Below are 26106 nucleotides of genomic sequence, written 5' to 3' on the forward strand. Positions count from 1 at the left end.
TGCCTCCGGGGAGGGGGCCACGACCATGACCGATCTCTTCTCCATCGCCGGCAAGACCGCCCTCGTCACCGGCGGCTCCCGCGGCATCGGACGCATGATCGCCACGGGCTTCGTGGAGGCCGGCGCCAGGGTCTACGTGTCGTCGCGCAAGGCGGAGGCATGCGACGAGGTCGCCGCCGAGCTGTCGAACGTCGGTGAGTGCATCTCGTTGCCCGCGGACCTGGCCACCGAGGACGGCTGCCGCGCGCTGGCGTCGACGCTCGCCGAGCGGGAGGAGCGACTCCATGTCCTGGTGAACAACGCCGGGAACACCTGGGGGGCGCCGTTCGAGGAGTTCGACGATGCGGCCTGGGAGCGCGTGCTGTCGCTCAACGTGAAGGGCGTGTTCCACACCACCAAGTTCCTGGCGCCCCTGCTGCGGGCCGCGTCGAGCGACGACGACCCCGCCCGCGTGATCAACATCGGCTCGATCGACGGCATCCACGTCCCGGTGATGGAGACGTACTCGTACTCGGCGTCGAAGGCGGCGGTCCACCAGCTCACGCGCCACCTGGCCAAGCGGCTCGCCCCGCACGTCACGGTCAACGCCATCGCGCCCGGGCCCTTCGAGTCCAAGATGATGGCCGCCACGCTGGAGGCGTTCGGCGAGCAGATCGTGGCGAGCGCCCCGCTCCGGCGGATCGGCCGTCCCGACGACATGGCCGGCACGGCCATCTTCCTGGCGTCGCGGGCCGGTGCCTACCTGACGGGGGCCGTCATCCCCGTCGACGGCGGCATCGCCACCGTGGGGACGTAGGGCAGACCGATGCCGACGACGACCGGTCCGACGGGGAAGACCCCGACGGGGCAGACTCCGACGGGGAAGACCAGGAAAGAGGAGGGCCGATGCGGCTCAGCATGATGCTCGACTACTCGCGCGGCATCAAGGAGTCGGCCGACCACGTCGCCGAGCTCGAGCGCGCCGGCCTCGACATCGTGTGGGTGGCGGAGGCCTACGGTCTCGACGGGCCCAGCCAGATGGGCTACATCGCGGCCAAGACGGCGCGCGTGGAGATCGGCTCGGCCATCCTGCCCATCTACTCGCGCACCCCGGCGCTGCTGGCGCAGACGGCGGCGGGGATCGACGCCCTGAGCGACGGGCGGTTCATCCTCGGCCTCGGGGCGTCGGGCCCGCAGGTGATCGAGGGATGGCACGGCGTGCCCTACACCGAGCCCCTGCAGCGGACGCGGGAGATCATCGGGATCTGCCGCAAGGTGTGGCGCCGCGAGGTCCTGACCAACGAGGGCCTGTACCCGATCCCGCTGCCGGCCGGACTGGGGACGGGGCTCGGCAAGCCCCTCAAGCTCATCAACCACCCCGTGCGCGAGGACATCCCCATCTGGGTGGCGTCGATGGGCCCGAAGAACGTCGAGATGACCGCCGAGGTTGCCGACGGCTGGTTCCCGTTCCTGTTCATCCCCGAGCGGGCCCGGGAGGTGTGGGGCGAGCCCCTGGCCGCCGGTGCCGCCCGGCGCTCGGCCGACAGGGGCTCGCTGGAGATCGCCGCGGGCGGGATGGCGGCGGTGGGCGAAGGCCTCGAGCACCTGCGGGAGTTCGCCCGGCCCATGACGGCCCTGTACGTGGGGGGCATGGGGGCCAAGGGGCGCAACTTCTACAACGCATTGACACGCCGCTACGGCTTCGGGGCCGAGGCCGAGTTGATCCAGGACCTGTACCTGAGCGGGAAGAAGGTCGAGGCTGCCGCGGCGGTGCCCGCCGAGCTGCTGGAGAAGACGTCGCTCGTCGGGCCCCCCGGCTACGTGAAGGAGCGCATCGCCGCCTACCGCGAGGCCGGGGTCACCGTGCTCAACGTGGCACCGATCGGGCCCGACCCCCTCGCCACCATCGAACAGCTGAAGGAGTGGTGCAGTTGACGAACCGCCGCATGGTCCTCGCCGAGCGCCCGTCGGGCATGGTCGACGCCGGCACCGTCCGGCTCGAGGAGGGCCCGGTGCCCGAGGCCGGCCCGGGCCAAGCCCTCGTCCGGGTCCGCTACCTGTCCATCGACCCCACCATCCGGACGTGGATGGACGACGCGCCGGGCTACCTGCCTCCCATCGCCCTGGGAGAGGTGGTGCGCGCCGGCGGGATCGGCGAGGTGCTGGCCACCAACAGCGAGCGCTACGCCGTGGGCGACCTCGTGTTCGGGATGCCGGGCTGGCAGGACTACGTCGTCGCCGACGAGGGGGCCGCCGCCATGCAGGTCATCCCCCCGGGGATCGACCCGACCTTGGTGCTGGGCGTGTTCGGGGTGACCGGCATGACGGCGTACTTCGGGATGATCGACGTCGGCCGGGTGGCCGAGGGTGACACCGTGGTGGTGTCGGGCGCCGCCGGGGCCACGGGGTCGGTGGCGGGGCAGATCGCCAGGATCAAAGGTGCGTCACGCGTCGTCGGCCTCGCCGGGACGCCCGAGAAGTGCGCGTGGATCGTCGACGAGCTCGGCTTCGACGCGGCGGTCGACTACCGGTCCGACGACGTGGCGGCATCGCTTCGGTCGCTGTGCCCCGATGGCATCGACCTCTACTACGACAACGTCGGCGGGAAGATCCTCGACATCTGCCTGGCCCAGCTGGCCCTGCGCGGCCGGATCGTCATGTGCGGCGCCATCTCCGTCTACAACGACATGGACAGGACCTCGGGCCCCCGCAACATCTTCAACCTCATCATCAAGCGGGCCCGCATGGAGGGCTTCCTCGTCCTGGACTACCTCGACCGGTTCCCCGAGGCCCAGCTCGACATGGCCGGATGGCTGGGCGAGGGCCGCGTCAAGCACGCCGAGCATGTCGTCGACGGCCTCGAGCACGCCCCCGACGCGCTCAACCTGCTGTTCACCGGCGGCAACACGGGCAAGGTGATCGTGAAGCTCTGACCGGTGGCCGGCGCCGTCGGCCGGTGGCCCGACGGGGGGTGGGCTCATCCGCCCTGGTCGAACCAGTCCCAGTGCCACGGCGTGATCGTCTCGAAGGGGCCGGCGAACACGACCGGTGATGCCGCCGTCGACGAGGCGACGACCCGCTCGCCGAGCGCGCCGGCCACGCCCAGCGGCTCGCGGTCGAGGTAGCAGACGGTGACCGCACGCCGTCCGGGACGCCATCGGTGCCCCGCGAACCGCTCGCCCGCCGCGAAGGTCCAGACCCCGGCCACACCGTCGACGCCGAGGAGCGCACCGTCGCCCGTGTCGCCCGTGTCGCCCGTGTCGCCCGCCGCCGCGCCGGCGTCGGGCTCGCGCACGACGACGTAGACGCCGAGATTGGGCCGGAAGGCGACGGCCTCGGCGGACACCAGCACCCGGGGTGCCGCCGCCATCGCGGTGACGTCGAACGGGCCCGACAGCCGCGACCGCCGGTGCTCGTGGAACCGACCGGCGGCGTGGAGCTCCTCGCCGAGGGCGCGGAACTCCCGGAGGGTCTCGTCGAGAGGCTCACCCATGAGGTAGAGCGTCACGTAGTGGATGGGCGCCAGGAGCGCGCCGTCGACGGCCCGGGCCGCCCGGCACGCGGGGGTGGACACCCAGCGCTGGCCGAACACCACGCCCGGCAGCGGGTACTGCTCGGGCATGTGGTCGAGCTGGTGCCACGCGTTGTACGAGCGGTGCTCGGCGGGATCGGTCACCTCGGTGAACGAGAAGAAGCCGACGCTGACCTTGGCCATGGCCCGCAGTCCATCACGCCGACGGCGGCCCGCGCCCGCCCGGGCGCGGCCGACGGCAAGACTCGGGCGATGGCCCGAGCACGAGCAGGAGCCCGAGCCCGAGCACGACGCCGTCCGCGCCCACGGATGCTCGCACCCGTCGTGGCCCTGTCGGTGCTGTCCCTCGCCGCCGGGGCGTGCGGCGCGGGCCCGTCGGCGTCGCCCGGGGCGGGCCGGACGTCGATCGCCGTCGCCACGACCGGCACGTCGAACGCCGCCGGCACCACCGCGCCCGGCACGGGCGCCTCGACCACGCCGGCGCCCGCCGCAGGCTGGCTCACCTACGGCGGGAGCTTCGCCCGCGCCTCGGTCGACACCACGGGCCCCACGTTCGTCCACGCGCCCACGGCGGCGTGGACGTCGCCGCCCCTCGACGGGCCCGTGTACGGCGAGCCCCTCCTCGACGCCGGCCTGGTCCTCGTGGCGACGCAGAACGACACGGTCTACGCCCTGTCCGCCGCCGACGGCACGATCTCGTGGTCGGACCACCTGGCCACCGCCGTCCCGGCGGGGATGCTGCCGTGCGGTGACATCGCCCCGTCGGTGGGCGTGACCTCCACCATGGTGATCGACCCCGGCACGGGCACGCTGTTCGCGTCGGCGGCGCTGGTGTCGGGGGGCGCCGTCCGGCACGCCGTCTACGCCATCGACATCGCCACGCACCGCGTGTCGTGGAGTCGCGACGTCGACCAGCCGGGCTGGTCGGCCGCCGCCGAGCTCCAGCGGGCGGCGCTGGCGCTGTCGGCGGGGCGGGTCATCGTCGGCTTCGGCGGGAACTACGGCGACTGTGGCGAGTACCACGGCTGGGTGCTCGGGGTGCCCGAGTCGGGCACCGGCCCGCTGCTCGCCTACCGCGTGCCCACGAATCGGGAGGGGGCGGTGTGGGCGGCCGCCGGCGTCTCCGTCGACGCCGCCGGCGACGTCTATGCCGTCACAGGGAACGGTGACGCCGGCCCCGGGACCGCCTTCGACCACGGCAACAGCGTGATCGAGCTGACGCCCCGGCTCACCGAGCGCCAGTACTTCGCCCCGGCCGACTGGGCGCAGGACAACGCCGGCGACGCCGACCTCGGCTCGACCGCGGCGATCCTCCTCGACGGCTCCCGCCTGTTCGTGGTGGGCAAGCAGCACACCGCCTACCTGCTCGACGCCACCGCCCTGGGTGGGGTGGGCCACCCGCTGGCGTCGGTGGTCGTGTGCGAGTCACGGGGCGGCAACGCCTACCGGGCCCCGGACGCCTACGTGGTCTGCCCCGACGACGGGACCATCGCGCAGGTGCGCGTCGGCCCGCGCTCGAGCCTGTCCCGGGGCTGGACCTGGTCCTCGCCCACCGGGGGGGCCGGCTCGCCCACCATCGCCGGCGGCGTCCTGTGGACCGTCGACCTCGACGCGTCCCTCCTCTACGGGGTGGACCTGTCGTCGGGGACGACCCGCTTCCGGCTCCGGCTCGACACGGGGACGCCGGCGCACTTCGCGGCGCCGGGCGCCGCCGGGGGCCTGCTCGTCGTGGCCGGGGCCCGGGCCGTCGAAGCGTTCCGCTGAGGCCGCCGGGGACCGCCGGGGGCCGGGGTGCCGGGTGGGCGCCTGCCGGAGCAGAATGGGACCATGCCCCCCCGACCCTCCGCCGACAGCTTCTCCAGCCGCGCCACGCTCGCCGTCGGCGACCGCACGTTCGAGGTGCACCGGCTCGGCGCCCTCGACGACCGGTTCGACGTCGCCCGACTGCCCTACGCCATGAAGGTCCTCCTCGAGAACCTCCTGCGGCACGAGGACGGCCGGCACGTGCACGCCGCGGACATCGAGGCGGTGGCGAGCTGGGCCAGCCGGCAGCAGGGCGGCACGGCGGCAGGCACGGAGATCGCCTTCACCCCCGAGCGCGTCCTCATGCAGGACTTCACCGGCGTGCCCGCCATCGTCGACCTGGCGGCCATGCGCGATGCGTTGGCGGTCATGGGGGGCGACCCCACGGCGATCAACCCGCTCGTCCCCGTCGAGCTCGTCATCGACCACTCGGTGATCGCCGAGTCCTCCGGGCTCGCCTCCTCGTTCGCCACCAACGTCGACATCGAGTACCGGCGCAACATCGAGCGCTACCAGCTGCTGCGCTGGGCGCAGCAGGGCTTCGACGGCTACCGCGTCGTGCCGCCGGGCACGGGGATCTGCCACCAGGTGAACCTGGAATACCTGGCGCGGGTGGTGTTCGCCACGCCCGACGGCCGGGCGTTCCCCGACACGCTCGTCGGGACCGACTCCCACACCACCATGGTGAACGGCCTGGGCGTGCTCGGCTGGGGGGTGGGGGGGATCGAAGCCGGAGCGGCCATGCTCGGCCAGCCGCTGACCATGCTCGTGCCGCCCGTCGTGGGGCTGCGCCTCACCGGTGAGCTCCCCGAGGGCACCACCGCCACCGATCTCGTGCTCACCATCGCGCAGCTGCTGCGGCGCCACGGCGTCGTCGGCAAGTTCGTGGAGGTGCACGGCCCCGGCCTGGCGCAGCTCCCGCTCGAGAACCGCGCCACCATCGGCAACATGTCGCCCGAGTACGGCGCCACGTGCGTCATCTTCCCGGTGGACGACGTGACGCTGCGCTACCTGCGCTTCTCCGGTCGCGACGAGGACCACGTGGCCCTGGTCGATGCCTACACGAAGGAACAGGGCATGTTCCGCCGGCCCGGGGACCCCGAGCCCGTCTTCTCGGAGTCCGTCGAGCTCGACCTCGCCACGGTGGAACCGAGCCTGGCGGGGCCGGCTCGCCCCCAGGACCGGGTGTCGCTGTCGGGCACGAAGACGGGGTTCCGCGCCGCCTTGGCCTCGGCGCGGGGACAGGCCGAGGGAAGCACGTCGCTGCAGGTCGCCACGGCGGGTGCCGCCGAGGGCGGGCCGGTGGAGGTCTCCGACGGCCATGTCGTGATCGCCGCCATCACCAGCTGCACCAACACCTCCAACCCGCAGGTGATGCTGGCCGCCGGCCTCCTCGCCGAGAAGGCGGTGGCCCGGGGGCTGCGCTCCAAGCCGTGGGTGAAGACGTCGCTCGCCCCCGGGTCGCGTGTCGTCATGGACTACTACGAGCGTGCCGGGCTCCGGGAACCGCTCGAGGCCCTCGGCTTCCAGCTGGTCGGGTTCGGGTGCACGACGTGCATCGGGAACTCCGGCCCGCTGCTCGCCGGCGTCTCCGAAGCCGTGCGCCAGGGCGACCTGTCGGTGGCCGCCGTCCTGTCGGGCAACCGCAACTTCGAGGGCCGCATCCACCCCGACGTCCGGCTCAACTACCTGGCGTCGCCTCCCCTGGTGGTGGCCTACGCGCTGGCGGGCACGATGGACCTCGATCTCACGACCGAGCCGCTCGGCACGGGCGCCGACGGGGAGCCCGTGTACCTGCGCGACATCTGGCCCTCCCCGGGCGAGGTGTCGGACACCATCGCCCGGGCCGTGACCTCCGAGATGTTCCGCACCCGGTACGCGTCGGTCTTCGAGGGCGACGAGCGCTGGAAGGCCATCGACGCCGGCGAGGGCGACACCTTCACGTGGGACCCGTCCTCCACCTACGTCCTGCGACCCCCGTTCTTCGAGGGGATCGGCACCGAGCCCGCACCGGTGGCCGACGTCGTCGGGGCGCGCGTGCTGGCGGTCCTCGGCGACAGCGTCACGACCGACCACATCTCGCCGGCCGGCTCCATCCGTCCCACCTCCCCCGCAGGCGAGTACCTCACCGCCCACGGCGTCGCCGTCTCGGAGTTCAACTCCTACGGCGCGCGCCGCGGCAACCACGAGGTGATGATGCGGGGGACGTTCGCCAACGTGCGGCTGCGCAACCTCCTGGCGCCGGGCACCGAGGGCGGCGTCACCCGGCTGTTGCCCGGCGGCGAGCAGATGAGCATCTACGACGCCGCCATGCGGTACCAGGCCGACGGGGTCCCGCTGGTGGTGCTCGCCGGCAGGGAGTACGGCTCGGGCTCGTCGCGCGACTGGGCCGCCAAGGGCCCCGCCCTGCTGGGCGTGCGGGCGGTCATCGCCGAGAGCTTCGAGCGGATCCACCGGTCCAACCTCGTGGGCATGGGGATCCTGCCCCTGCAGTTCCCCGACGGGACCACGGCCGCCGGGCTCGGACTCACCGGCGAGGAGACCTTCGACATCGCCGGCCTCGACGCGCTGCGCGCCGGCGACGTCCCGAAGGAGCTCACCGTGCGCGCCGGCACGATCGAGTTCAACGCACGCGTGCGCATCGACACGCCCATGGAGGCGGAGTACTTCCGCCACGGCGGCATCCTCCCCTACGTGCTGCGCCAGCTCGCCGGCTGACGCCGGCACCGTCCCCGGCACCGTCCCCGGCACCGTCCATGGCCCGGCGCGCCCACTCCCGGTGATGCCGCGTCGCCCGGTCCGCGCAGGGTTGACGCTGGCGGCGGTTGCGGGACTCCTCCTGACCTCGACGGCACTGCACGTGCCGGGGGCGGGCGCCTCGCCGGCACCGCGGGACGCTCCCGGCGTCCTCGCCCCCGTCTACGACGCCGACGCCCCCGACCCCGACGTGATCCGGGTGGGCTCGACCTACTACGCCTACACGACCGGTAGCCACCTGCGGGACATCCCGGTGCTCTCGTCGACCGATCTGCAGACCTGGGCCCTCGTCGGCGACGCGCTCCCCGTCCTGCCGTCGTGGTCGGTGTGGGGCCGGACGTGGTCGCCGGGCGTCGTCGAGCTCGCCGGTCGATTCGTCATGTACTACGCGACCGAGGTGGCGGCCACCGGCGGCGAGTGCATCTCGGTGGCCACGTCCGTCGTGCCGACAGGGCCCTTCGTCGACACGTCGGGAGCACCCCTCGTCTGCCAGGCCGACCTCGGCGGCTCCATCGACCCGCAACCGTTCGTGGACGGCGACGGCACGCCGTACCTGTACTGGAAGTCGAACGCCGCGACGATGGGCGTGCCGGCGTACCTGTGGGTGGCGCGCCTCTCCCCCGACGGCTCGAGCCTGGGGTCGTCGGCGGTGCAGGTGCTCGCCCAGGACCAGCCGTGGGAGTCGACGGTGGAGTCGCCGGCGATGGTCGACGCCTCGGGGTCCTACGTGCTGTTCTACTCGGGCGGCCTGTGGGACGGCGCGGGGTACGGCGTCGGGTACGCCGACTGCGCGGGACCCTTCGGCCCGTGCGCGAAGCCCCGCAGCTCGCCACTGCTGCACTCCGACGAGCACCGGCTCGGCCCGGGCGGCCAGTCGCTGTTCCAGGACGCCTCGGGCAACTGGTGGATGGCGTATCACGCCTGGGACGGCCCGGCGAGCAGCTACTCCTACGACGCCGGGGGGTTCCGCAGCTTGTGGGTGGCCCCCGTGACGTTCGCCGCCGGGACACCCACCATCGCCGCGGGCGAGGACCCCGAGGGCTACCACCTGTTCGGGCGCGACGGGGGTGTCTTCTCCTTCGGCTCGGCGGCGTTCGCCGGCTCGATGGGGGGCACCCGCCTCGCCGGGGCGGTGGTGGGGGGCGCCGCCGACATCGCCACGGGCGGCTACTACGAGGTGGGCACCGACGGCGGGGTGTTCGCCTTCGACGCGCCGTTCGAGGGGTCGATGGGCGGCCGCGCCCTGGCCGCGCCCATGGTGGGCATGGCGACCACCCCCGACGGCGGGGGGTACTGGCTGGTGGCGTCGGACGGGGGCGTCTTCTCCTTCGGCGACGCCGCGTTCTCCGGGTCGACCGGCGCCATGCGCCTCGTGGCGCCGGTCGTCGGCATCGCACCGACGGCCGACGGCGGCGGGTACTGGCTGGTGGCGTCGGACGGGGGCGTCTTCTCCTTCGGCGACGCGGCGTTCTCCGGGTCTCTGGGCGCCACGCCCCTGGCCGCGCCCGTGGTGGGCATGGCGGCCATGCCGCAGGGGGGCGGCTACTGGCTGGTCGGCTCGGACGGCGGCGTCTTCAACTTCGGCGACGCGCAGTCCTTCGGGTCCATGGGAGGTGTCCGCCTCGGCGCGCCGGTGGTGGCCATCGCCAGCGGGCCCGGGAGCGGTGGGTACTGGCTGGTGGCGTCCGACGGAGGCGTCTTCGGCTTCGGGGACGCCACGTTCTCGGGGTCGATGGGCGCCACGCGTCTGGCCGCGCCCGTCGTCGGCGGCGCGGCCGCCTGACCGCACCGGGCCCGTCGGGCCCGGCCCGGCACGTCAGGCCGGGCCCGCCAGCCCGGGCCCGTACAAGAGCGGGTCGTCACTGCCGGTGCGCTTCGCCTCGTACATGGCCGCATCAGCCATCGCCACCAGCCCTTCTGCGTCGAGGGCGGGATCGGCGGACCACGCCACGCCGATGCTGGCCCGACAGTGCCGGCTCCCCGCCTTCAGACGGACCTCGTGGCCAAAGGTCGCCGCCAACCGCCTGGCGGTTGTCATGGCCTGCTTCGCGCTGGTCGTGTGCGGGCGGATCACGAGGAACTCGTCACCGCCGATCCTGCCCACGATGTCATCGGCGCGCACGGCCCGTTGCAGGCGCCGGGCCACGACCGCGAGGAGCTCGTCACCGGCCGCATGGCCGAGCTTGTCGTTCACGTCCTTGAAGCGATCGAGGTCGACGAAGAGCACCGCCGGTCGACTCGCCGTACCGTGGTCTGTCAACTGGTCCTCGAGGGCGGCCAGTGTCGAGGCCCGGTTCCGGCACTGCGTGATGTCGTCGATGGTGGCACGCACGTGCAGCTCGTCGCGTAGCCGAGCACTCTCGGTCACGTCGGTCACGCACACGATCGCGCCGGTGACCTCGCTCGTTTCCGTAGTGAGGGCACGAATGCTGAAGAGGCACCGGCGCACCACCGTTTCGTTGCCCTCCGACGCAGGCAGAAGGGGGACCTCGACGTCGCTGTCGAGCCGGTCGCGCAGTACGGCGTCGAAGGCGTCCTCGAGGTTCTGTCGATCCGCGGGCCGTACCGTTGCCATCTGTTCGTCGACGCTCGTTGCCCGCGGTGTGCCGAGGATGGCGTGGAGGCGACTGTTGGTGTAGACGACGCTTCTATCGGCGTCGACCTGCAGCACCCCGACGGGCAGGGCCTCGGCCAGACGATCGAGCAGCTGCTCACGAGCTCGCAGCGCCTCATGTGCGCCCATCTCGTCCGACACGTTCACCATCTCGGCCACCACGCACCGGAGTTCGGGATCGTCGAGCATGTTGTGATTCGTGATCTCCATCCAGACCCACGAGCCGTCCCGATGCCGATGGCGGAGCCGGACCCGGCTGCCCGCCGCCCGCGCCGCCAGCATCTCCATCCAGTTGTCGATGGCGAGCTGATGGTCGTCGGGATGAATGATCTCGAGGGACAGGTGCCCCAAGAGCTCGTCCCCGCCCCACCCCAGGATCTGGGAGATGGCCTCGTCGACCTCGAGGAAGAGGCCCACCTCGTTCTGGCGCACCCGGGCGGTGCGGGGTGGCAACGGCGACCTTTCCCGACTGAGGAACGCGAAGCTGCCCTCGTCGGCCCCGTCGTCCTTCGGGAGGATGACAGCGAGGAAGACGCTGTGGAGCCGTTGCACGTCCAAGAGATGGAGATCCACCGTCCGACCGGGTTCGTCGGCCAGCCGCACCGTCACCGAGGAATGTTGTGCCGGCGTTGTCTGGATGCACTTCCACGCTTCGATGACGGCGATGCGGTCTTCGGGGGCGACCACGTCGAGCGGTGAGCGGGCCACGACCACCGGGTGGCCCCGGGTCGGGACGGAGTCAGGCATGGCCACCGAGATCCCGTCGGGCCCGATGGCGCACAGCGCGGCCGCGGCGTGCTGGTCGAGCAACGCGCGCAGCACGGTGGCGACCGTCTCTGATCCCCGGTTCTCGCCCGCGCACACGACCTCAATATCGGCCGTCCCGTGCCCGGCGTTGAGCCTCGTGTCGCCGATGCGGGACGGCGCGGCCTCCCCGGGGTTGGCCGGGCGCCGGTGGGGCCGATCGACGAGATTCCCGGGGCCCGCGGGGCCGGTACGCTCGGCCCTGGTCCGAATCCGGTGCTGACGTGGCCCGTGGGTGAGGTCGTCGCGTGGAACGGGATCCGGGTCCGGTGCACCGTGGTCGACCTGACGGCCGGGCTTCCGCCCCCGACCCCCCGACACCCTCACCGCCGCCACCAGCACCGTCGCCGGCGACGGCCCGCCGGTGATCCGCCGGGAGCGGCCCGAGGAGTACGCCGCGTGCCGCGAGATGCCGCGGCGCGGCGGGTGACCGCTACGGCGAGGTGGGCGTCGGTCCGTTCCCCCACGGCGACGGTGATGCGCCACGCGGCGAACGGGTCATCCCGAGATCGGCCCGCTCCCCGCCATCACGACCACGGGCTCCTCGGTGAGCACGAAGGCCAGCCGGTCCACGTCGAGGAACTCGGGCAGGTCCGCCCACACGTCGGCGAAGTCCTTCTCGGCGATGTGGGCCCGGTACTCGTCCATGGAGTCGAACCACTGCACGGTCACCCCGTCGTACCCGCCGTCGTCCTCCGCCCCGTACTCGGCGAGCGGCCGGTGGTGCTGCTCGTAGCGCAGGACGTGGCTCCCGCTGCGCGTCGACGCCACGAGGGGGCCGTGCCGGTCGCGCCAATAGGCGTGGAACTCCTCGGGCGACATGCCCTCCTTGCGCCGGACGAGGCACGTCAGCTTGACCATGGTGGCTTCCTCCGTCGTGGCGACCTCGCACGGACCGAAGCGGCCACGTCGCTTCGGCGACCCGAAGGTTGCCACGCGCGCCGAGACACGGGCCATCCACGACGCCACGCTCGAGGCCGAGGGCGAGGACGCGGGCGCGGGCGGGCGACCCCCCGCTGGTACCGCCGACCTGCGCGCGGGTCGCCGAGCCGGCCGACGACGACCTGCACCGGGTGTGAGGCCGGCGGCGGCGCCGCTCAGCGCCCGAGGGCGAGCGCCACGAACCGGCCGAGCACGCGGCGGCCGACCTCTTCGACCACCCGGCGCTCCCGCCCGTCGAGGGTGACGCCCTCGGGGAGCTCGGGCGCCCAGGCCGCCGCCATGGCCGCGTCCAGCTCGACGTGGAACTGCAGCCCGTAGGCGGTGGCGCCGTAGCGGAAGGCCTGGTTCTGGTAGCGGTCGCCCCCGGCGAGCCGCACCGCGCCGTCGGGGATCCCGAACGTGTCCCCGTGCCAGTGGACGACGGGGAGGGTGGTGCCCTCGGGCCCCAGCACGGGGTCGGCCCGCCCGTCATCGGTGAGCGCGACGGAGCCCACGCCGACCTCCGGCTCGGGCCCCGTCGTGACCGGTGCGCCCAGCGCGGCGGCCAGCTGCTGCGCCCCCAGGCAGATCCCCAGGACGGGGACGTCCCGCCGCACGGCGTCGCCGATCCAGCGCCGCTCGATTTCGAGCCATCGGTGCTCGTCGGTGTCGTGCACGCCCATGGCCCCGCCCATGACCACGACGCCGCCCGACCGGTCGGGCGGCGGGAGGGGCTCGCCGAGGTCGAGGCGGACGACCGCCACCGCGACACCCGCGTCGGCGAGCACCCCGGCCAGCAGTCCGGGCCCCTCGTGCGGGGCGTGCTGCGCCACGACCCACGGCCCCGGCGCCGTCAAGGGGTGAGGACGACCTGGAACGTCTCGGCCATGCGACCCGCGGGCAGGCCCGCCCGGCGGCCGCCGTCCTCGGCCCAGGAGCGCAGACGCTCGTCGAGCCACTCCCCCTCGCCCACCTGGCTGCGGTGGCGGCGCAGGGCGGCGATCTTGGTGTCGAACGTGTCGGTGATGTCGACGGCCCGGTTGGGCGTGGGCGCCGCCGTCAGCCAGATCTCGGGGACGGCGTGGGGCTCGAGGCCCTCCTCGAGCAGCTCGGGATGGGCGAACGGGTTGCGGGCGTCGGGATAGACCGATGACACGGCGGCCTCGCCGGCCGCCAGGTGGTCGGGATGGCTGGCGCCGATGCGGTCCCACATCCGCTCGGGCGACTGGCACACCAGGCGCTGGGGTTGCACGCGCCGGATCTGGCGGCTGATGTCGCGCCGCAGCTCGATGCTGGGGGTCAGCCGGCCGTCGGGGTAGCCGAGGAAGACCACCTCGGTCACCCCCACCTCGGCCGCCGCGGCCCGCTGCTCCTCGCGCCGCAGCACGGCCATGTCGGCGCGGCTGACCGAGCGGTCGGACCCGCCCGCATCGCCGTCGGTCACGATGCAGTACGCCACCCCGATGCCGGCCTTGACCCACGTCGCCACCGATCCCGCCACACCGAAGTCGACGTCGTCGGGGTGGGCCGTCACCACCAGGATCCGCTCGACCCCGTCGGCCTCGTCGGCCCCCTCGAGGGGCAGCATGGGGTTCTCGATCCCGTCGTTCGCCATGGCGGCGATCCTACCGGTGGCCTTCCCCGGGCCGTCAGCGCGGCGAGCCGATCCCGATGCGGGCCAGCTGGTCGAGCCCGGCGACCAGCGCCTGCTCGGCGCGCGCCGCGAACGGCGCCCACCCGGCGGGACCGGTGCCGAGCGAGTCGGCCTCGTCCCACAGCGCGTCCTCGACGGGTGCGAGCACGGCGCGCACCGCCGCCAGCGCGCCCGGCTCCGCCTCCACCGCACGGCCCACCGCCGCGAAGCGCGCCGCCATCGGCTCGCGGCCGAGCGCGCCGGGGATCGGCGCCGGCGCGCCGGCCCGGGGTCTCGCACGGGCCCGGGGTCTGGCGCCGGCGGTGTCGGGTGCCGGTGCGAGGACGGGCACGAACACCGACGCGCAGGGGTTGCCCAGCGCCACCCACGCCCGGGCCGGCCCCGATCGTCCGGCATGCAGCTCGGCCACCATCGACGCCGTCGTCGCCTCGAAGTCCCGGACGTGCATGCACACGGTGACCCCGGTCCCGTCGGCCAGGACGGCCGTGGGCGGGTCGACCACGGGGCCGCCCGATCCCGGCGCGCCCCACGGGCCCGATCCGTGGTCGCGCAGGTGGGCCACAGCCGCGCGGGGATCGGCCCGCGAGGCGCCCGACGCCGGGCGGCCCGCGACGAAGGCGCGGCTGGCGGCCAGGCGCCCGTCGGCGAACCCCGTGGGGGTGGCCGGGTCGCGCCAGCTGTCGACGTCGGTCCCGGGCGCGACGTCGGGCGAGGCCCGGGTCCAGTCGGCGCGCAGGGTGAGGCGATTCGAGATGGCGCCGCCGCCGACGACCGGGCGCGCCGCCCACCGCCGTCCCGAGGTCTCGAGCACCCAGGCGCTGACAGGGTCGGCGACCAGGAACGAGGACCAGTAGGCGAGCGCATGCACCTCGTCGCCCATGCCGCCCTGGCCGTGACGCTCCAGGAGCGACGTCATGACGTCGACCGCCTCCGCCGCGCTGCGGGCGCGCTCGAGGCCCAGGCGGACGAGGTCCATGCCGATGAGCGCGGGCGGGACCAGGGCCGGGTCGTCGACGGTGTTGACCATCTCGTTGCCGATGGCCACGCCGTGCTCGTTGACCCCGTGCTCGGCGCCCCACAGCCACAGCGGCCGGGACAGCAGCGTGGCCGCCGCACCGGTGTCGTCGAGCTCGAGGTACTGGGTGCGGACGATGCCGCCCGGTGCCCGGCGGCCGTGGGCCTCGACGACCTGCGGCTCGGTGACCGGCCGGTCGGAGTTCTTGGCGAACAGCGTCACGCCGTCGCCGAGGAGGCACAAGGTGTCGCACACGGCGCCCGGCGCCGCCTCGCCGCTCAGCCCCCGGGGGGCAGCGGCCTCAGGCCGCGCCCTCGTCGGGCTGCCAGCCCGCCAGGTCCCCGAGGCGGGGGTCGTTCGAGAAGATCTCGATGATCGGCGCCCGCAGGCCCAGGCGCTTCTGGATCCGCTCGATGTCGAGGATCTCGTTCCACAGCACCAGGGTGGCCACCACGCCCGTGCCGCCGGCGCGGGCCGTGCGGCCCGACCGGTGCAGGTAGGCCTTGTGGTCCTCGGGCGGGTCGTAGTGGACCACGACGTCGACGTCCTCGATGTCGAGGCCGCGTGCCGCCACGTCGGTGGCCACGAGGACGTGCAGGCGGCCGGCGGTGAAGTCCTCCAACGCCTTCTCGCGGCTCGACTGCCGGAGGTCGCCGTGGATCGCCGCGGCCCGCACGCGCTCGCGCCCGAGCTGCTCGACCAGGCGGTCGGCGCCGCGCTTGGTGCGCACGAAGACGAGCGCCTTGGTCGCCCCGTGACAGATCGACGCCGCCACCTTCACCTTGTCCATCTGGTGGACCTGGAGGAAGCGGTGCTCCATGGAGTCCACCGTCGGCTTGGCCGAGGCGACCTCGTGGCGAACGGGGTCGTGCAGGTGGCGCTTGATGACACGGTCGACGTCGCCGTCGAGGGTGGCCGAGAACAGCATCGTCTGGTGCCGGCCCTCGATCCGGCGCAGGACCCATTCCACCTGCGGGAGGAATCCCATGTCCGCCATGCGGTCGGCCTCGTCGAGCACCACCACCTCGATGTCGGCGAGCGACACGGCACGGCGCTCGGTGAGGTCGATCAGGCGGCCCGGGGTGGCGATCACGACGTCGACGCCCTTGGTGAGCTTCTTGATCTGGCGCTCGATGTCGGCGCCCCCGTAGACGACGACGACACGGCGGCCGGCGGCGTCGCCGAGCGGCTGCAGGACGTCGGCGACCTGGACGGCGAGCTCGCGCGTGGGGACGAGCACGAGGGCGCGGGGCCGGTTGGGGGCGCCCTTGGCCGCCCGCATCAGCATGGGCAGGCCGAAGGCGAGGGTCTTGCCCGAGCCCGTCTTGGCCTTGCCGCACACGTCACGGCCGGCGATGCCGTCGGGGATGGTCAGCGCCTGGACGGGGAAGGGTGCGTTGATCCCCTGGGAGGACAGCACGTCCACCAATTCCCGTGCCACGCCGAGCTCGCCGAAGGTGGCGGCGGGGACGGGCTCGGGCGTGTCGGTGTCGATTGCGGAGGATTCACCCTCCGCGAGGCGTTCGGAGGTCTGCGTCATCTGTCGTTCTGCTCACTTGCTCTTCGTTCGGCCGCCCATCGGCCGTCGGGGGCGGGCCCGCCTCGGGTGACTCCGCCCTGGTCGTGGTGTCCGCGACCCTCGAAGAAACAGGTGAGGAAGACCCCGTGCTCGCGGCGCTGGCCGCGGCACGCACCGCCCAGTGTACCGGTTCGGGCCTGCGAACAGGACCTTTGCCGCGCCCGCCCTGGTCAGGCGCCCGTGGGTGCCCGGTACAGCTCGGCGCCGGTGCGGCGGAACTCCACCGCCTTCGCCTCCATCCCCCGCTCGAGCGCCTCCTCGGGGGACACCCCCTGCTCGTCGGCGAGGGCGCGCACGTCGTGGCTGATGCGCATCGAGCAGAACTTCGGGCCGCACATCGAGCAGAAGTGCGCCGTCTTGGCCGGCTCGGCCGGGAGGGTGGCGTCGTGGTACGAGCGCGCCGTCCCCGGGTCGAGCGCCAGGTTGAACTGGTCCTCCCACCGGAACTCGAAGCGCGCCGCCGACAGCGCGTCGTCCCACTCCTGGGCGCCGGGGTGCCCCTTGGCCACGTCGGCGGCATGGGCGGCGATCTTGTACGCGATCATCCCCGCCTTGACGTCGTCGCGGTCGGGGAGCCCGAGGTGCTCCTTCGGCGTGACGTAGCAGAGCATGGCCGTGCCGTGCATGCCGATGACCGCGGCGCCGATGGCCGAGGTGATGTGGTCGTAGCCCGGTGCGACGTCGGTGGTGAGGGGCCCGAGCGTGTAGAAGGGGGCCTCGTGGCACACGTCCTGCTGGAGCACGACGTTCTCGGCGATGCGGTGCAGCGGGACGTGCCCGGGGCCCTCGATCATGACCTGCACGTCGTGGCGCCACGCCACCTCGGTGAGCTCCCCGAGCGTGCGCAGCTCGGCGAACTGCGCCTCGTCGTTGGCGTCCGCCACCGAGCCCGGGCGCAGCCCGTCGCCGAGGGAGAACGACACGTCGTAGGCGGCGAGGATCTCGCACAGCTCCTCGAAGTGCGTGTAGAGGAAGTTCTCCTCGTGGTGCGCCAGGCACCATGCCGCCATGATCGACCCGCCCCGGCTGACGATGCCGGTGACGCGGCGGGCGGTCATGGGCACGTAGCGCAGGAGCACGCCGGCGTGGACCGTCACGTAGTCGACGCCCTGCTCGGCCTGCTCGACGATCGTGTCGCGGTACATCTCCCAGGTGAGCTCCTCGGGGCGCCCGTCGACCTTCTCGAGGGCCTGGTAGATGGGGACGGTGCCGATCGGCACCGGGGCGTTGCGGACGATCCACTCGCGGGTGGTGTGGATGTCGGGTCCCGTCGACAGGTCCATCACGGTGTCGGCGCCCCAGCGCGTGGCCCACGTCAGCTTCTCGACCTCCTCGGCCACCGAGGACGACACCGCCGAATTGCCGATGTTGGCGTTCACCTTCACCAGGAACCGACGACCGATGGCCATGGGCTCGGCCTCGGGGTGGTTGACGTTGGCGGGGATGATGGCCCGGCCGGCGGCCACCTCGTCGCGCACCACCGCCGGGTCCATGCGCTCGCGCAGGGCCACGAATTCCATCTCGGGCGTGATCTCGCCGCGCCGCGCGTAGTGCAGCTGCGTCACCGGCTCGGGCCCGCGGGCTACGAGCGGGCGGCGGCCCGGCCCGGGGAACGCGGTGGGGGCCGCGCCGCGCCGAACGGCGGCGCGCCCGTCGTCGCGCAGGCTCGGCGCCCGCCCGTCGTGCTCGCGCACGTCGCCGCGCGCCGCGATCCACGCCAGCCGCAGCGGCGGGAGCCCGGCATGGGCGTCGGAGCCGGGCCCGGACGTGTCGTAGAGCAGGACCGGCGCGTTGGGCACGGGCCCGCTGCGGCCCGGCGAGTCGCCCAGGGCCACCTCGGTGAACGGCACGCGCACACCCGGGGTGGCGCCCTCGACGTACACCTTGCGGCGGTTGTGCCCGCCGTGGTCGGATGCCCCGGCCCCGGCGCCGGCCGGGGCCTGATCGGTCAGGTCCGTCACGCGCATGTCGTACTCCCTCCGCCGGCATTACCCGGATCAGGTCGACGGTCGGCGCCGGCGAGGCGCCCTCTCAGCCCGGTACCTCCGAGCTCCCGCGCCACCGAGTCTCGCGCACGGCGCTCCCGCCCGCGGGGCGTGGCGTTGTGCCATCGTGGGGCGGGCGCGGCGCCCGGGGGGCGGTTTCACCCCGACGACACGAAAAGCACCCGTGGCGACACGGATCAGGGAACGGATCAGGGAGGAGCATCCCGTTGGCACCGGAGAAGACCAGGCTCGAGGCGGGCGACAGGGCCCCGGCGTTCACGCTGCCGGACCAGGACGGCTCCAAAGTGTCACTGCGCGCCTTCGCCGGCGCGCCGGTGGTGATCTACTTCTACCCGGCCGACGACACCCCGGGCTGCACCAAGGAGGCGTGCCAATTCAACGACAACCTCCGCGCCTTCTCCCGGGCGGGCGTCCCCGTCGTCGGCGTCTCGCCCGACGGCGCCGAGGCCCACACCCGGTTCCGTGAGAAGTACGGGCTGCGCTTCCCCCTGCTCAGCGACACCGACCACAAGGTCATGGAGCGCTACGGCGCCTGGGGCGAGAAGACCCTCTACGGGAAGAAGTCGGTGGGGGTCATCCGCTCCACCTTCCTGGTCGGGGCCGACGGCACGGTGCGACGCGCCTGGTACCACGTAAAGGCCGACGGCCACGCCGACAAGGTGCTCGCCGAGCTGGGGGGCTGAGCCGGGGCCGCCCGCGTCTGCGCTCAGCGCTGGTGGCGAGGGCACCACCAGCTGGTGCGGCCGCCCACCGTGCTGCGCACGAGCTCGGTGCCGTCGCGAGGGCAGCGGCCGCCGGGGACCCGCTCGGGCATGAGGTCGCCCAGGTGGGACCCGCCGCGGGCCATGAGCAGCGCCAGGGTCCCCCGGAGGTGGCGGTGGAGGCGGCGGTGCTCGGCGGGCGTCAGTGAACCGGAACGCCGCTGCGGGGCGAGCGAGGCGCGCCACAGCACCTCGTCGGCGATGAGGTTGCCCACGCCCGCCAGGCGGCGCTGGTCCATGAGCCGCGCCTTCACGGCGACCTCGCTGCCGTCGAGCGCCCGGCGCAGGGCGGCGGCGGTGACGACGAGAGCGTCGGGGCCCAGCACGGACTCGTCGGGGTCGAGCTCCACCCCCCCGAGCAGCCGCGGGTCGCGCACGACCATGGCGCCGCCGTCCTCGAACCGGACGAGGAAGCGGTCCCACACGGTTTCCTCGCGGTCGCTCGAGTAGACGAGCCGGTCCACGCCGGCGCGGCCGTCGAGCAGGAGCCGGCCGGTCATGCCGAACCGCAGCCCCAGCCGGCGGCCATCCCCGGCGTCGCCCATGTCGAGCACCAGGAGCTTGCCGTGGCGCCGGGCGGCCGTGAACGAGGCCCCATCGAGCGCGGCGAGGAGGTGCTCGGGCGACGCCTGGCCCCGTACGTACCGGCGGTCACCGAGCTCGGCGCGCCTGACCCGCCGCCCGAGCGCGCCCTCGGCCAGCCGCCGGTACGCCTCGACCTCGGGCAACTCGGGCACGGTGCCCGACGCTACTGTGGGCGCCGTGCCTCCCGAGAAGCCCCACTGGGCCCAGCTGTACCAGGAGGTGGTGACGTCAGGGCTGTGCACGGGGTGCGCCGGCTGCATCATCGCCTGCCCGCACGATGTCCTGAAGTACAACGACCAGGACGGCGCCTACCGCCCGTGGAAGGTCGACGAGGACGGCGGCCCGGTCGACTGCACCCATGGCGCCAAGGGCTGCACGATGTGCACCCGCGCCTGCCCCCGCTTTCGCACCTGGGAGAGCGAGATCGACACCTTCATGTTCGGGCGCGAGCGCACGCCGGACGAAGTGGCCGGCCTCACCGGCGACATCGTGCTGGCCCGGGCGACCGACCCCGTGGTCCGCGATACCGGGCAGGACGGCGGCCTCGTGTCGGCCATCCTCATCTGGGCGCTCGAGCACGACCGCATCGACGCCGCCCTGGTGTCCGCCCTCGAGGGCGAGGGGACGTGGAAGGCGGTGCCGGCCGTGGCCCGCACCCGCGACGAGGTCCTGGCGGCCGCCGGGTCGCGCTACACCTACAGCGCCAACACGCTCGCCTACCCCCGGGCCATCGAGGACGGGGCCGAGCGCATCGCCCTCGTGGGGATGAGCTGCCAGGCCTCGGTCCCCGCCGTGATGTCGGCACGCAAGGCGGGCAAGGTGGCCCGGCGCCTGGCGCTGACCATCGGCCTACTGTGCTCGAAGACCTTCGACGACGCCATCTTCCCCGAGCTCTTCGAGGCCAAGTACGGCCTGGAGCGCAGCGCCATCACCAAGATCAACATCAAGGGCGTGTTCCAGATCTGGACGAGTGACGGCGGGTACCACGAGGTCCCGCTCAAGGAGGGCCACGCCTGGACGCGCGAGGGCTGCAAGGCCTGCCCGGACTTCTCGGCCGAGCACGCCGACATCTCCACCGGCGGCATCGGCGCCTTCGGTGACTGGACGCTCACCATCGTGCGCACCGACCAGGGGCGCGAGATCATGGCGGGCATGGCCGCCGACGGGGCCGTCGAGACCAGGCCGGGCGACGACGACCCCGGGGCGCTCGAGCTGCTGCGCAAGCTCGCGCGTGTGAGCCGGCGCCGCTGGCCCGGGACCGCAGTCGCCGGGCCGGAGCGCACCTCCTCAGCGGTCTGACCCGCCCCGCACCGCGTCGCGCCGGTCGGTCGCGCCCGCCCGCCCGTCCGCCCGGCGCGCTCTCTGCCACCGCTCCACCCGACGGCCCCTGCGGTTCACCCGCCCGGCGGGGCGTCGGCGAGGGTGCACGCCCGGGTGAACACGGCGTCGAACATGGGCTCGGTCAGCCTCCCCGTGAAGGTGTTCTGCTGGCTCGGGTGGTACGAGCACACGACGGTCCGGCCACCGGGGGCAGGCACTTCCACGCCGTGGCCGAACCGCGGACGCGGGCGCACGCCCACCTCGTCGGCGACCACCTGGTAGGCGAACTGGCCGAGGGCGACGACGACCCGGAGCTCGTCGAGCAGGGCGAGCTCGCGCCGGAGGAACGGCAGGCAGGTGTCGCGCTCGACCGGCGTCGGCTTGTTCCGGGGGGGAGCGCACCGCACCGCCGCCAGCACGTACGCACCGCGCAGGGCGAGGCCGTCGTCGACCGACACGCTCGTGGGCTGGTTGGCCAGGCCCGCCCGCCACAGGGCGGCGAAGAGCCAGTCGCCCGACCGGTCGCCGGTGAACACCCGACCCGTCCGGTTGCCGCCGTGCGCAGCGGGTGCCAGCCCCACGACGGCGATCCTGGCGGCGGGGTCGCCGAAACCCGGCACGGGCCGACCCCAGTACTCCTGGTCGGCGAACGCCGCCCGCCGGTCGTGCGCCACCTGCTCACGCCACGCCACCAGTCGCGGGCAACGCCGGCAGCCGACGATCTCGCTGGTCAGGACCTGGAGCGGCGGGCGGCGCACGGCCGACAGCGTACGATGGCGCGCCGTGCCCTCCCGCCGCTCTCCGGCCCCTGCCGTCGCGCTCCTCGTCCGCCACGGGCGCACGCCGACCACGGGGTCCGTGCTCCCCGGGCGGGCCCCGGGGCTCCATCTGTCGGACGAGGGCCGGGCCCAGGCCGAGAGCGCCGCGCAGCGCATCGCGTCCCTGGGCAAGGCACCCGTCGCCGTCTACGCCTCGCCCCTGGAGCGGGCCGTGGAGACGGCCAGGCCGATCGCCCGGCGACTCGGCCTCCGGGTGCGCGTCGAGCGCGGCCTGCTGGAGTGCGACTTCGGCACGTGGACCGGCGCCAAGCTCAGCACCCTGCGGCGCCGGCGCGAGTGGCGCAGCGTCGTGACCTTCCCGAGCTCGTTCCGCTTCCCCGACGGCGAGTCGTTCACGGAGATGCAGGCGCGCATGCTGTCCACCCTCGACCGCCTCGCCGAGCGCCACCCCGGCGAGACCTTCGTGGCCGTGTCGCACGCCGATCCCATCAAGGCCGCCGTGGCGGCGACGGCGGGCGTGCCGCTCGACCTGTTCCAGCGGCTGGTGGTGTCCCCGTGCTCGGTGACGGCGCTCGTCCGCGGCGACGCCGCCGCCCACGTGCTGTGCCTCAACGTCACGGCCTCGCTGTCGGAGCTCTCGCTGTCATGAGCCCCGCCCTCGACCTCGGCGACCTCGACCGTTTCACCGTCGGCGCGCAGGGCCCCGTCGGCCAGCGCGTCTTCCTCCTGCAGTGCCGCAGCGGCGGTACGCTCGTCACGCTCAAGGCCGAGAAGCAGCAGGTGTCGGTGCTGTCGGAGTACCTCGGTCGACTGCTCGCCGACCTCGACCGCCCCGAGGACCTCCCGGTCGACCTCGAGCTCGAGGAGCCCACGGAGCCGCACTGGGTCGTCGGCACGCTCGGCGTCAGCTACGACGACGCCCTCGACCGCATCGTCCTCGTGGCCGAGGAGCTCGTCGCCGAGGACGAGGAGGGCGACATGGCGCGCTTCACCATCACGCGCGCCCAGGCCGCCGCGTTCGCCATCCGCGCCACGTCCCTCGTCGAAGCGGGCCGGCCGCCGTGCCCGCTGTGCGGAGGGCCGCTCGACCCGTCCGGACACGAGTGCCCCAGGACCAACGGCCACCGGCCGCCCACTACGTGAGGCTCCTCACGGAGGGCGAGGTCGAGGTCGTCGGCCGCCTGCCGTGGAGCTCGAACCGAACGTTCCTCGCCACGTGCGTGCTGGGCGACGAGGAGATCGGCGCCGTCTACAAGCCCGTGCAGGGCGAGCGGCGCCTGTGGGACTTCCCAGAAGGCATCTACCGGCGCGAGGTCGCCGCCTACGAGCTGTCGAGCGCGCTCGGATGGGGCATCGTCCCCGAGACGGTCGAGCGCGACGACGCGCCCCTCGGACCGGGTTCGCTGCAGCGTTTCGTCCCGGCCGACTTCTCGCAGCACCACTTCACCCTCGTCGAGGACGAGCAGCACCACGACCGCCTGCGGACGATCTGCGCGTTCGACGTCGTGGCCAACAACACCGACCGCAAGAGCGGGCACTGCCTCCTCGGCGAGGACGGGAGCGTGTGGGCCATCGACAACGGGCTGTGCTTCCACGTCGAGCCCAAGCTCCGCACGGTGATCTGGGAGTTCGCAGGGGAGCCGGTCCCGGCCGCGCTGCTCGAGGACGTGGCCCGCATCGCCGACGCCGTGCCTGCCACGATCCGGCCGCTGTTGTCGGGGCGCGAGGTCGAGGCGCTGCGCCGGCGCGCCGCCGAGCTGGTGGCGGTGGGACGGTTCCCGGTACCCGACCCCGACCAGCACCACTACCCCTGGCCGCTCGTCTGACCCGTCACTCCGGCCGGCCGCGCTCGGCGCGGCCCGGCGTCCACAGGTCGAGCAGGGTTCCGGTGCCCGGCGCCACCGCTCCCCACGACACCGCGGGCAGCGCCACCACCGCCAGGGCCGCCGTCGGGAACCCCTGCTCCAGTCGGGAACGGCCTGCGTCGTCCGCGCCGGCCAGCAGGAGCAGGGCCACGTCGTGGAGCGTGGGGTTGTGGCCCACCACCATGACCGAGGCGCCGTCGTCGGCCAGGGCGCGCAGGCGGTCGAGGACGTCGTCGGCATCGGCGTGGTACAGCGCGTCCTCGACGAACAGCTCGACGTCCGGCCCCAGGCCCACCGCGACCAGCTCCGCGGTCTGCACGACGCGCCGCGCCGACGAGCACACCACCGTCCCGGGGAGCGCGACACCCGCCACCGGGGACGCGGCAAGGTAGCGGGCCAGCTCGGCGGCCTGGCGTGTACCGCGGGACGTGAGCGGGCGGCTGTGGTCGTCATCGGCGTGCTGCGCCGCCTTGGCGTGACGCAGCACCCACACCGCCCGGCCGGTGGCTACAGGCCGAGGCCCCATGCGTGGTCCATGGCGGCGACGGCGGTCCGGGACAGTCGCTCGGCCCCCGGGGTCGAGATATGCGTGCCGTCGGGCTCCCGGACCTGCACCTCGTTGCCAGCGGCGTCGGGGAGGAAGGCGGTGTAGCGGCCCTGGGGGTCGGAGAGCACCGGCCACGAGGCGAGGAAGGTCACTCCCGCGTGCAGCGCCGCCTGGCCCTGGTCGATGCCGTTCAGCACCTGCATCTTGGCGTTCGACGCGGGATCGGCCATGGGGGGCATGCCGACCCAGAGCACGCGCGCGCCGGCGTCGGTGGCGGCCTTCATGAACGCGCCGACGCGCGACGCGTAGGCCGCGCTCCACGACGGGGACCCGTAGGTGAACACCGTGCCGCCGTCGATGAAATTCTGGGGGTCGTTGGCCCCGATGAACACCACCACGGCCTGGGGGTGGTACTGGGAGAGGTCGGCTCGGAGCTCGGCCTGCCAGTCGAAGTAGTCCGGCCGGGAGAGGCCGGTGTCGATCCGGCCGTCGAGCACGGCGTGGACCACGCCGGTGGCGGCGAGGTCGTTCACGAACGACTGGCCGAAGTCGATGCCGAGGGAGTCGCCCACCGTGAGCAGCTGCAGCGGCGCCGCCGCCGTGGGCGCTGGCAGCGGCGCCAGGCCGTCGGGAGCGGTGACCGGGGTTGTGGGGACCGGCCGGATGGCCACTGGCGGTACCGTCCGGCCCCGGACCCCGATAGCCACCCGCCCGTGCGGGACCGGGCCCCCGACCTGGAGCACGCCGCTGCCGGTCCGCCCGATCACCCGGTCGGCGGCGCCCACGACGTGCGACAGGCCCAGCGCCTTGGAGACCTCGTCGATGGGCCGCAGCAGTGCGATGGCCACGGAGCGGCGGGTGCCGAGCGGTCCGGCCTGCGCCGATCGCATGAGCGACGGCGCGTCGAGGACGAGCCACGTCCCGAAGCACACCAGGCCGGCGGCGAGCGCGTGGCGCCACGTGACACGGATTTGCCCCGGCGCCGCGCCATCGGGCGCGTGCCGGCGTGGGGCCACGGCCCGCGCCGTCCGCAGCACGAGGCCGGGCTCCGCCGCACCGAGGTCTGTGGGGTCGAGGGAGGTGACGGCCGTCGGGCCCGGCGCGGGTGGCGCCTTGGAGGGTCGGTCGACGCGCGTCGGCGGACCGATGCGCGTCGGCGGACCGATGCGCGCCGGTGGGCGCACGCGTGTCCGCTGGCGACGGTGCGTCGAACGGACGCTTCGGGTGGGACGGCCGGTGACGCGCGCACCGCGGCTCACGACCCGGACGCCCCCGTCGCCGGACGCGCTGTCGCCTCCCGCGGACGCGCTGTCGCCTCCCTCGGTGTCGACACGTCCGTTCGCGCCCGAGTTGCCGTTCGCCCCCGAGCTGTCGTTGGCGCCACGGACTCCGTTGGCGCCGTGCCCGTTGGCGCCGTGCCCGTTGGCGCCGCCCGTCGAGGGCCCACCGGTGGAGGTGCGGGGGGAGGCGTCGCCGGCACGGGAGGCGTCGCGCTCCTCGGTGGCCACGGATACGTCGGTACCGGCAGTGGGTTCGGTCATCTGGTCAGCGGGATCTGGTCGTCTCGGGTCGTGCCTCGCACTCG

23 protein-coding genes and 1 riboswitch are annotated in these 26106 nt (G+C 73.8%); of the genes, 11 read left to right on the plus strand and 12 right to left on the minus strand.

Annotation, left to right across the window (positions count from 1 at the left end):
- Positions 1-25: 25 nt before the first annotated feature.
- From VMV22_06595 to VMV22_06605, 3 genes are all read left to right on the plus strand, one after another.
- Positions 26-796 carry an SDR family NAD(P)-dependent oxidoreductase gene (locus VMV22_06595; protein ID HUY21991.1) on the plus strand — a complete coding sequence of 257 codons (771 nt, stop codon included), beginning with the start codon at positions 26-28 and terminating at the stop codon, positions 794-796.
- 89 nt (positions 797-885) lie between these two features.
- Positions 886-1914: an LLM class F420-dependent oxidoreductase gene (locus tag VMV22_06600; GenBank protein HUY21992.1), complete on the plus strand. Its 1029-nt coding sequence runs from the start codon at positions 886-888 to the stop codon at positions 1912-1914.
- Positions 1911-2912, plus strand: a complete 1002-nt coding sequence (locus VMV22_06605; protein HUY21993.1) for an NADP-dependent oxidoreductase — start codon at positions 1911-1913, stop codon at positions 2910-2912. The genes VMV22_06600 and VMV22_06605 overlap by 4 nt, the downstream gene beginning before the upstream one ends.
- Positions 2913-2956: 44 nt before the next feature.
- Here VMV22_06605 and VMV22_06610 read toward each other — a convergent pair whose 3' ends face one another.
- Positions 2957-3694: a hypothetical protein gene (locus VMV22_06610; GenBank protein ID HUY21994.1), complete on the minus strand. Its 738-nt coding sequence runs from the start codon at positions 3692-3694 to the stop codon at positions 2957-2959.
- Positions 3695-3820: 126 nt separating this feature from the next.
- Between VMV22_06610 and VMV22_06615 the strand changes: the two genes are divergently transcribed.
- From VMV22_06615 to VMV22_06625, 3 genes are all read left to right on the plus strand, one after another.
- A complete protein-coding gene (locus tag VMV22_06615; GenBank protein ID HUY21995.1) occupies positions 3821-5275 on the plus strand; it encodes a PQQ-binding-like beta-propeller repeat protein in 1455 nt (484 codons plus the stop codon).
- Between the two features lie 63 nt (positions 5276-5338).
- Complete coding sequence (gene acnA, locus VMV22_06620) at positions 5339-8032, plus strand: aconitate hydratase AcnA (protein HUY21996.1); 2694 nt, start codon at positions 5339-5341, stop codon at positions 8030-8032.
- Between the two features lie 64 nt (positions 8033-8096).
- Positions 8097-9854 carry a family 43 glycosylhydrolase gene (locus VMV22_06625; GenBank protein HUY21997.1) on the plus strand — a complete coding sequence of 586 codons (1758 nt, stop codon included), beginning with the start codon at positions 8097-8099 and terminating at the stop codon, positions 9852-9854.
- 33 nt (positions 9855-9887) lie between these two features.
- On the opposite strand, the gene VMV22_06630 is transcribed toward VMV22_06625, so the two are convergent.
- From VMV22_06630 to thiC, 7 genes are all read right to left on the minus strand, one after another.
- The gene (locus VMV22_06630) at positions 9888-11549 is read right to left on the minus strand and encodes a diguanylate cyclase (GenBank protein ID HUY21998.1); all 1662 of its coding nucleotides are present in this window, start codon (positions 11547-11549) and stop codon (positions 9888-9890) included.
- 438 nt (positions 11550-11987) lie between these two features.
- Complete coding sequence (locus VMV22_06635) at positions 11988-12350, minus strand: EthD domain-containing protein (GenBank protein HUY21999.1); 363 nt, start codon at positions 12348-12350, stop codon at positions 11988-11990.
- Between the two features lie 236 nt (positions 12351-12586).
- Positions 12587-13267 carry a type 1 glutamine amidotransferase gene (locus VMV22_06640; protein HUY22000.1) on the minus strand — a complete coding sequence of 227 codons (681 nt, stop codon included), beginning with the start codon at positions 13265-13267 and terminating at the stop codon, positions 12587-12589.
- Positions 13264-14025, minus strand: a complete 762-nt coding sequence (locus VMV22_06645) for a PIG-L deacetylase family protein (protein HUY22001.1) — start codon at positions 14023-14025, stop codon at positions 13264-13266. Before VMV22_06645 ends, VMV22_06640 begins: the two co-directional genes overlap by 4 nt.
- Before the next feature lie 34 nt (positions 14026-14059).
- Entirely contained in the window at positions 14060-15334 is a 1275-nt protein-coding gene (locus VMV22_06650; protein ID HUY22002.1) for a C69 family dipeptidase, read from the minus strand.
- A gap of 46 nt (positions 15335-15380) precedes the next feature.
- Positions 15381-16619, minus strand: coding sequence for a DEAD/DEAH box helicase (locus VMV22_06655; protein ID HUY22003.1), 1239 nt, complete (start codon positions 16617-16619; stop codon positions 15381-15383).
- 209 nt (positions 16620-16828) lie between these two features.
- A complete protein-coding gene (gene thiC / locus VMV22_06660; GenBank protein HUY22004.1) occupies positions 16829-18625 on the minus strand; it encodes a phosphomethylpyrimidine synthase ThiC in 1797 nt (598 codons plus the stop codon).
- Positions 18616-18725: riboswitch (TPP riboswitch) on the minus strand. It overlaps the preceding gene by 10 nt.
- Positions 18726-18870: 145 nt before the next feature.
- On the opposite strand from thiC, the gene bcp reads away from it, so the two are divergent.
- Positions 18871-19347 carry a thioredoxin-dependent thiol peroxidase gene (gene bcp, locus VMV22_06665; GenBank protein HUY22005.1) on the plus strand — a complete coding sequence of 159 codons (477 nt, stop codon included), beginning with the start codon at positions 18871-18873 and terminating at the stop codon, positions 19345-19347.
- 23 nt (positions 19348-19370) lie between these two features.
- Here the strand turns inward: bcp and VMV22_06670 are convergent, their stop codons facing one another.
- Positions 19371-20162: a DNA-formamidopyrimidine glycosylase family protein gene (locus VMV22_06670; GenBank protein ID HUY22006.1), complete on the minus strand. Its 792-nt coding sequence runs from the start codon at positions 20160-20162 to the stop codon at positions 19371-19373.
- 25 nt (positions 20163-20187) lie between these two features.
- Between VMV22_06670 and VMV22_06675 the strand changes: the two genes are divergently transcribed.
- Positions 20188-21309, plus strand: coding sequence for a Coenzyme F420 hydrogenase/dehydrogenase, beta subunit C-terminal domain (locus tag VMV22_06675; GenBank protein HUY22007.1), 1122 nt, complete (start codon positions 20188-20190; stop codon positions 21307-21309).
- A gap of 95 nt (positions 21310-21404) precedes the next feature.
- Here the strand turns inward: VMV22_06675 and VMV22_06680 are convergent, their stop codons facing one another.
- Entirely contained in the window at positions 21405-22088 is a 684-nt protein-coding gene (locus VMV22_06680) for a uracil-DNA glycosylase (GenBank protein ID HUY22008.1), read from the minus strand.
- A gap of 25 nt (positions 22089-22113) precedes the next feature.
- Between VMV22_06680 and VMV22_06685 the strand changes: the two genes are divergently transcribed.
- The 3 genes from VMV22_06685 to VMV22_06695 are packed head-to-tail and all read left to right on the plus strand — an operon-like array spanning position 22114 to position 23935.
- Positions 22114-22758: a histidine phosphatase family protein gene (locus tag VMV22_06685; protein HUY22009.1), complete on the plus strand. Its 645-nt coding sequence runs from the start codon at positions 22114-22116 to the stop codon at positions 22756-22758.
- Entirely contained in the window at positions 22755-23252 is a 498-nt protein-coding gene (locus tag VMV22_06690) for a DUF3090 family protein (GenBank protein ID HUY22010.1), read from the plus strand. Before VMV22_06685 ends, VMV22_06690 begins: the two co-directional genes overlap by 4 nt.
- Positions 23249-23935 (plus strand): SCO1664 family protein, encoded by a 687-nt coding sequence (locus tag VMV22_06695; protein ID HUY22011.1) that lies wholly within the window; start codon positions 23249-23251, stop codon positions 23933-23935. The genes VMV22_06690 and VMV22_06695 overlap by 4 nt, the downstream gene beginning before the upstream one ends.
- 4 nt (positions 23936-23939) lie before the next feature.
- On the opposite strand, the gene VMV22_06700 is transcribed toward VMV22_06695, so the two are convergent.
- Entirely contained in the window at positions 23940-24467 is a 528-nt protein-coding gene (locus VMV22_06700) for a histidine phosphatase family protein (GenBank protein ID HUY22012.1), read from the minus strand.
- 14 nt (positions 24468-24481) lie between these two features.
- Positions 24482-26029, minus strand: a complete 1548-nt coding sequence (locus tag VMV22_06705; GenBank protein ID HUY22013.1) for a DUF459 domain-containing protein — start codon at positions 26027-26029, stop codon at positions 24482-24484.
- Between the last annotated feature and the right edge of the window lie 77 nt (positions 26030-26106).

The sequence above is a fragment of the Acidimicrobiales bacterium genome, assembly GCA_035531755.1.
Lineage (GTDB): Bacteria > Actinomycetota > Acidimicrobiia > Acidimicrobiales > UBA8190 > DATKSK01.

What these genes read in the sequence shown, in the direction of transcription:
- thiC (HUY22004.1), bottom strand. Translation starts at nt 18,625, where the DNA reads ATGCGCGTGACGGACCTGACCGATCAGGCCCCGGCCGGCGCCGGGGCC.
- acnA (HUY21996.1), top strand. Translation starts at nt 5,339, where the DNA reads ATGCCCCCCCGACCCTCCGCCGACAGCTTCTCCAGCCGCGCCACGCTC.
- VMV22_06610 (HUY21994.1), bottom strand. Translation starts at nt 3,694, where the DNA reads ATGGCCAAGGTCAGCGTCGGCTTCTTCTCGTTCACCGAGGTGACCGAT.
- VMV22_06635 (HUY21999.1), bottom strand. Translation starts at nt 12,350, where the DNA reads ATGGTCAAGCTGACGTGCCTCGTCCGGCGCAAGGAGGGCATGTCGCCC.
- VMV22_06655 (HUY22003.1), bottom strand. Translation starts at nt 16,619, where the DNA reads ATGACGCAGACCTCCGAACGCCTCGCGGAGGGTGAATCCTCCGCAATC.
- VMV22_06645 (HUY22001.1), bottom strand. Translation starts at nt 14,025, where the DNA reads ATGGCGAACGACGGGATCGAGAACCCCATGCTGCCCCTCGAGGGGGCC.
- VMV22_06625 (HUY21997.1), top strand. Translation starts at nt 8,097, where the DNA reads ATGCCGCGTCGCCCGGTCCGCGCAGGGTTGACGCTGGCGGCGGTTGCG.
- VMV22_06600 (HUY21992.1), top strand. Translation starts at nt 886, where the DNA reads ATGCGGCTCAGCATGATGCTCGACTACTCGCGCGGCATCAAGGAGTCG.
- VMV22_06615 (HUY21995.1), top strand. Translation starts at nt 3,821, where the DNA reads ATGCTCGCACCCGTCGTGGCCCTGTCGGTGCTGTCCCTCGCCGCCGGG.
- VMV22_06595 (HUY21991.1), top strand. Translation starts at nt 26, where the DNA reads ATGACCGATCTCTTCTCCATCGCCGGCAAGACCGCCCTCGTCACCGGC.
- VMV22_06690 (HUY22010.1), top strand. Translation starts at nt 22,755, where the DNA reads ATGAGCCCCGCCCTCGACCTCGGCGACCTCGACCGTTTCACCGTCGGC.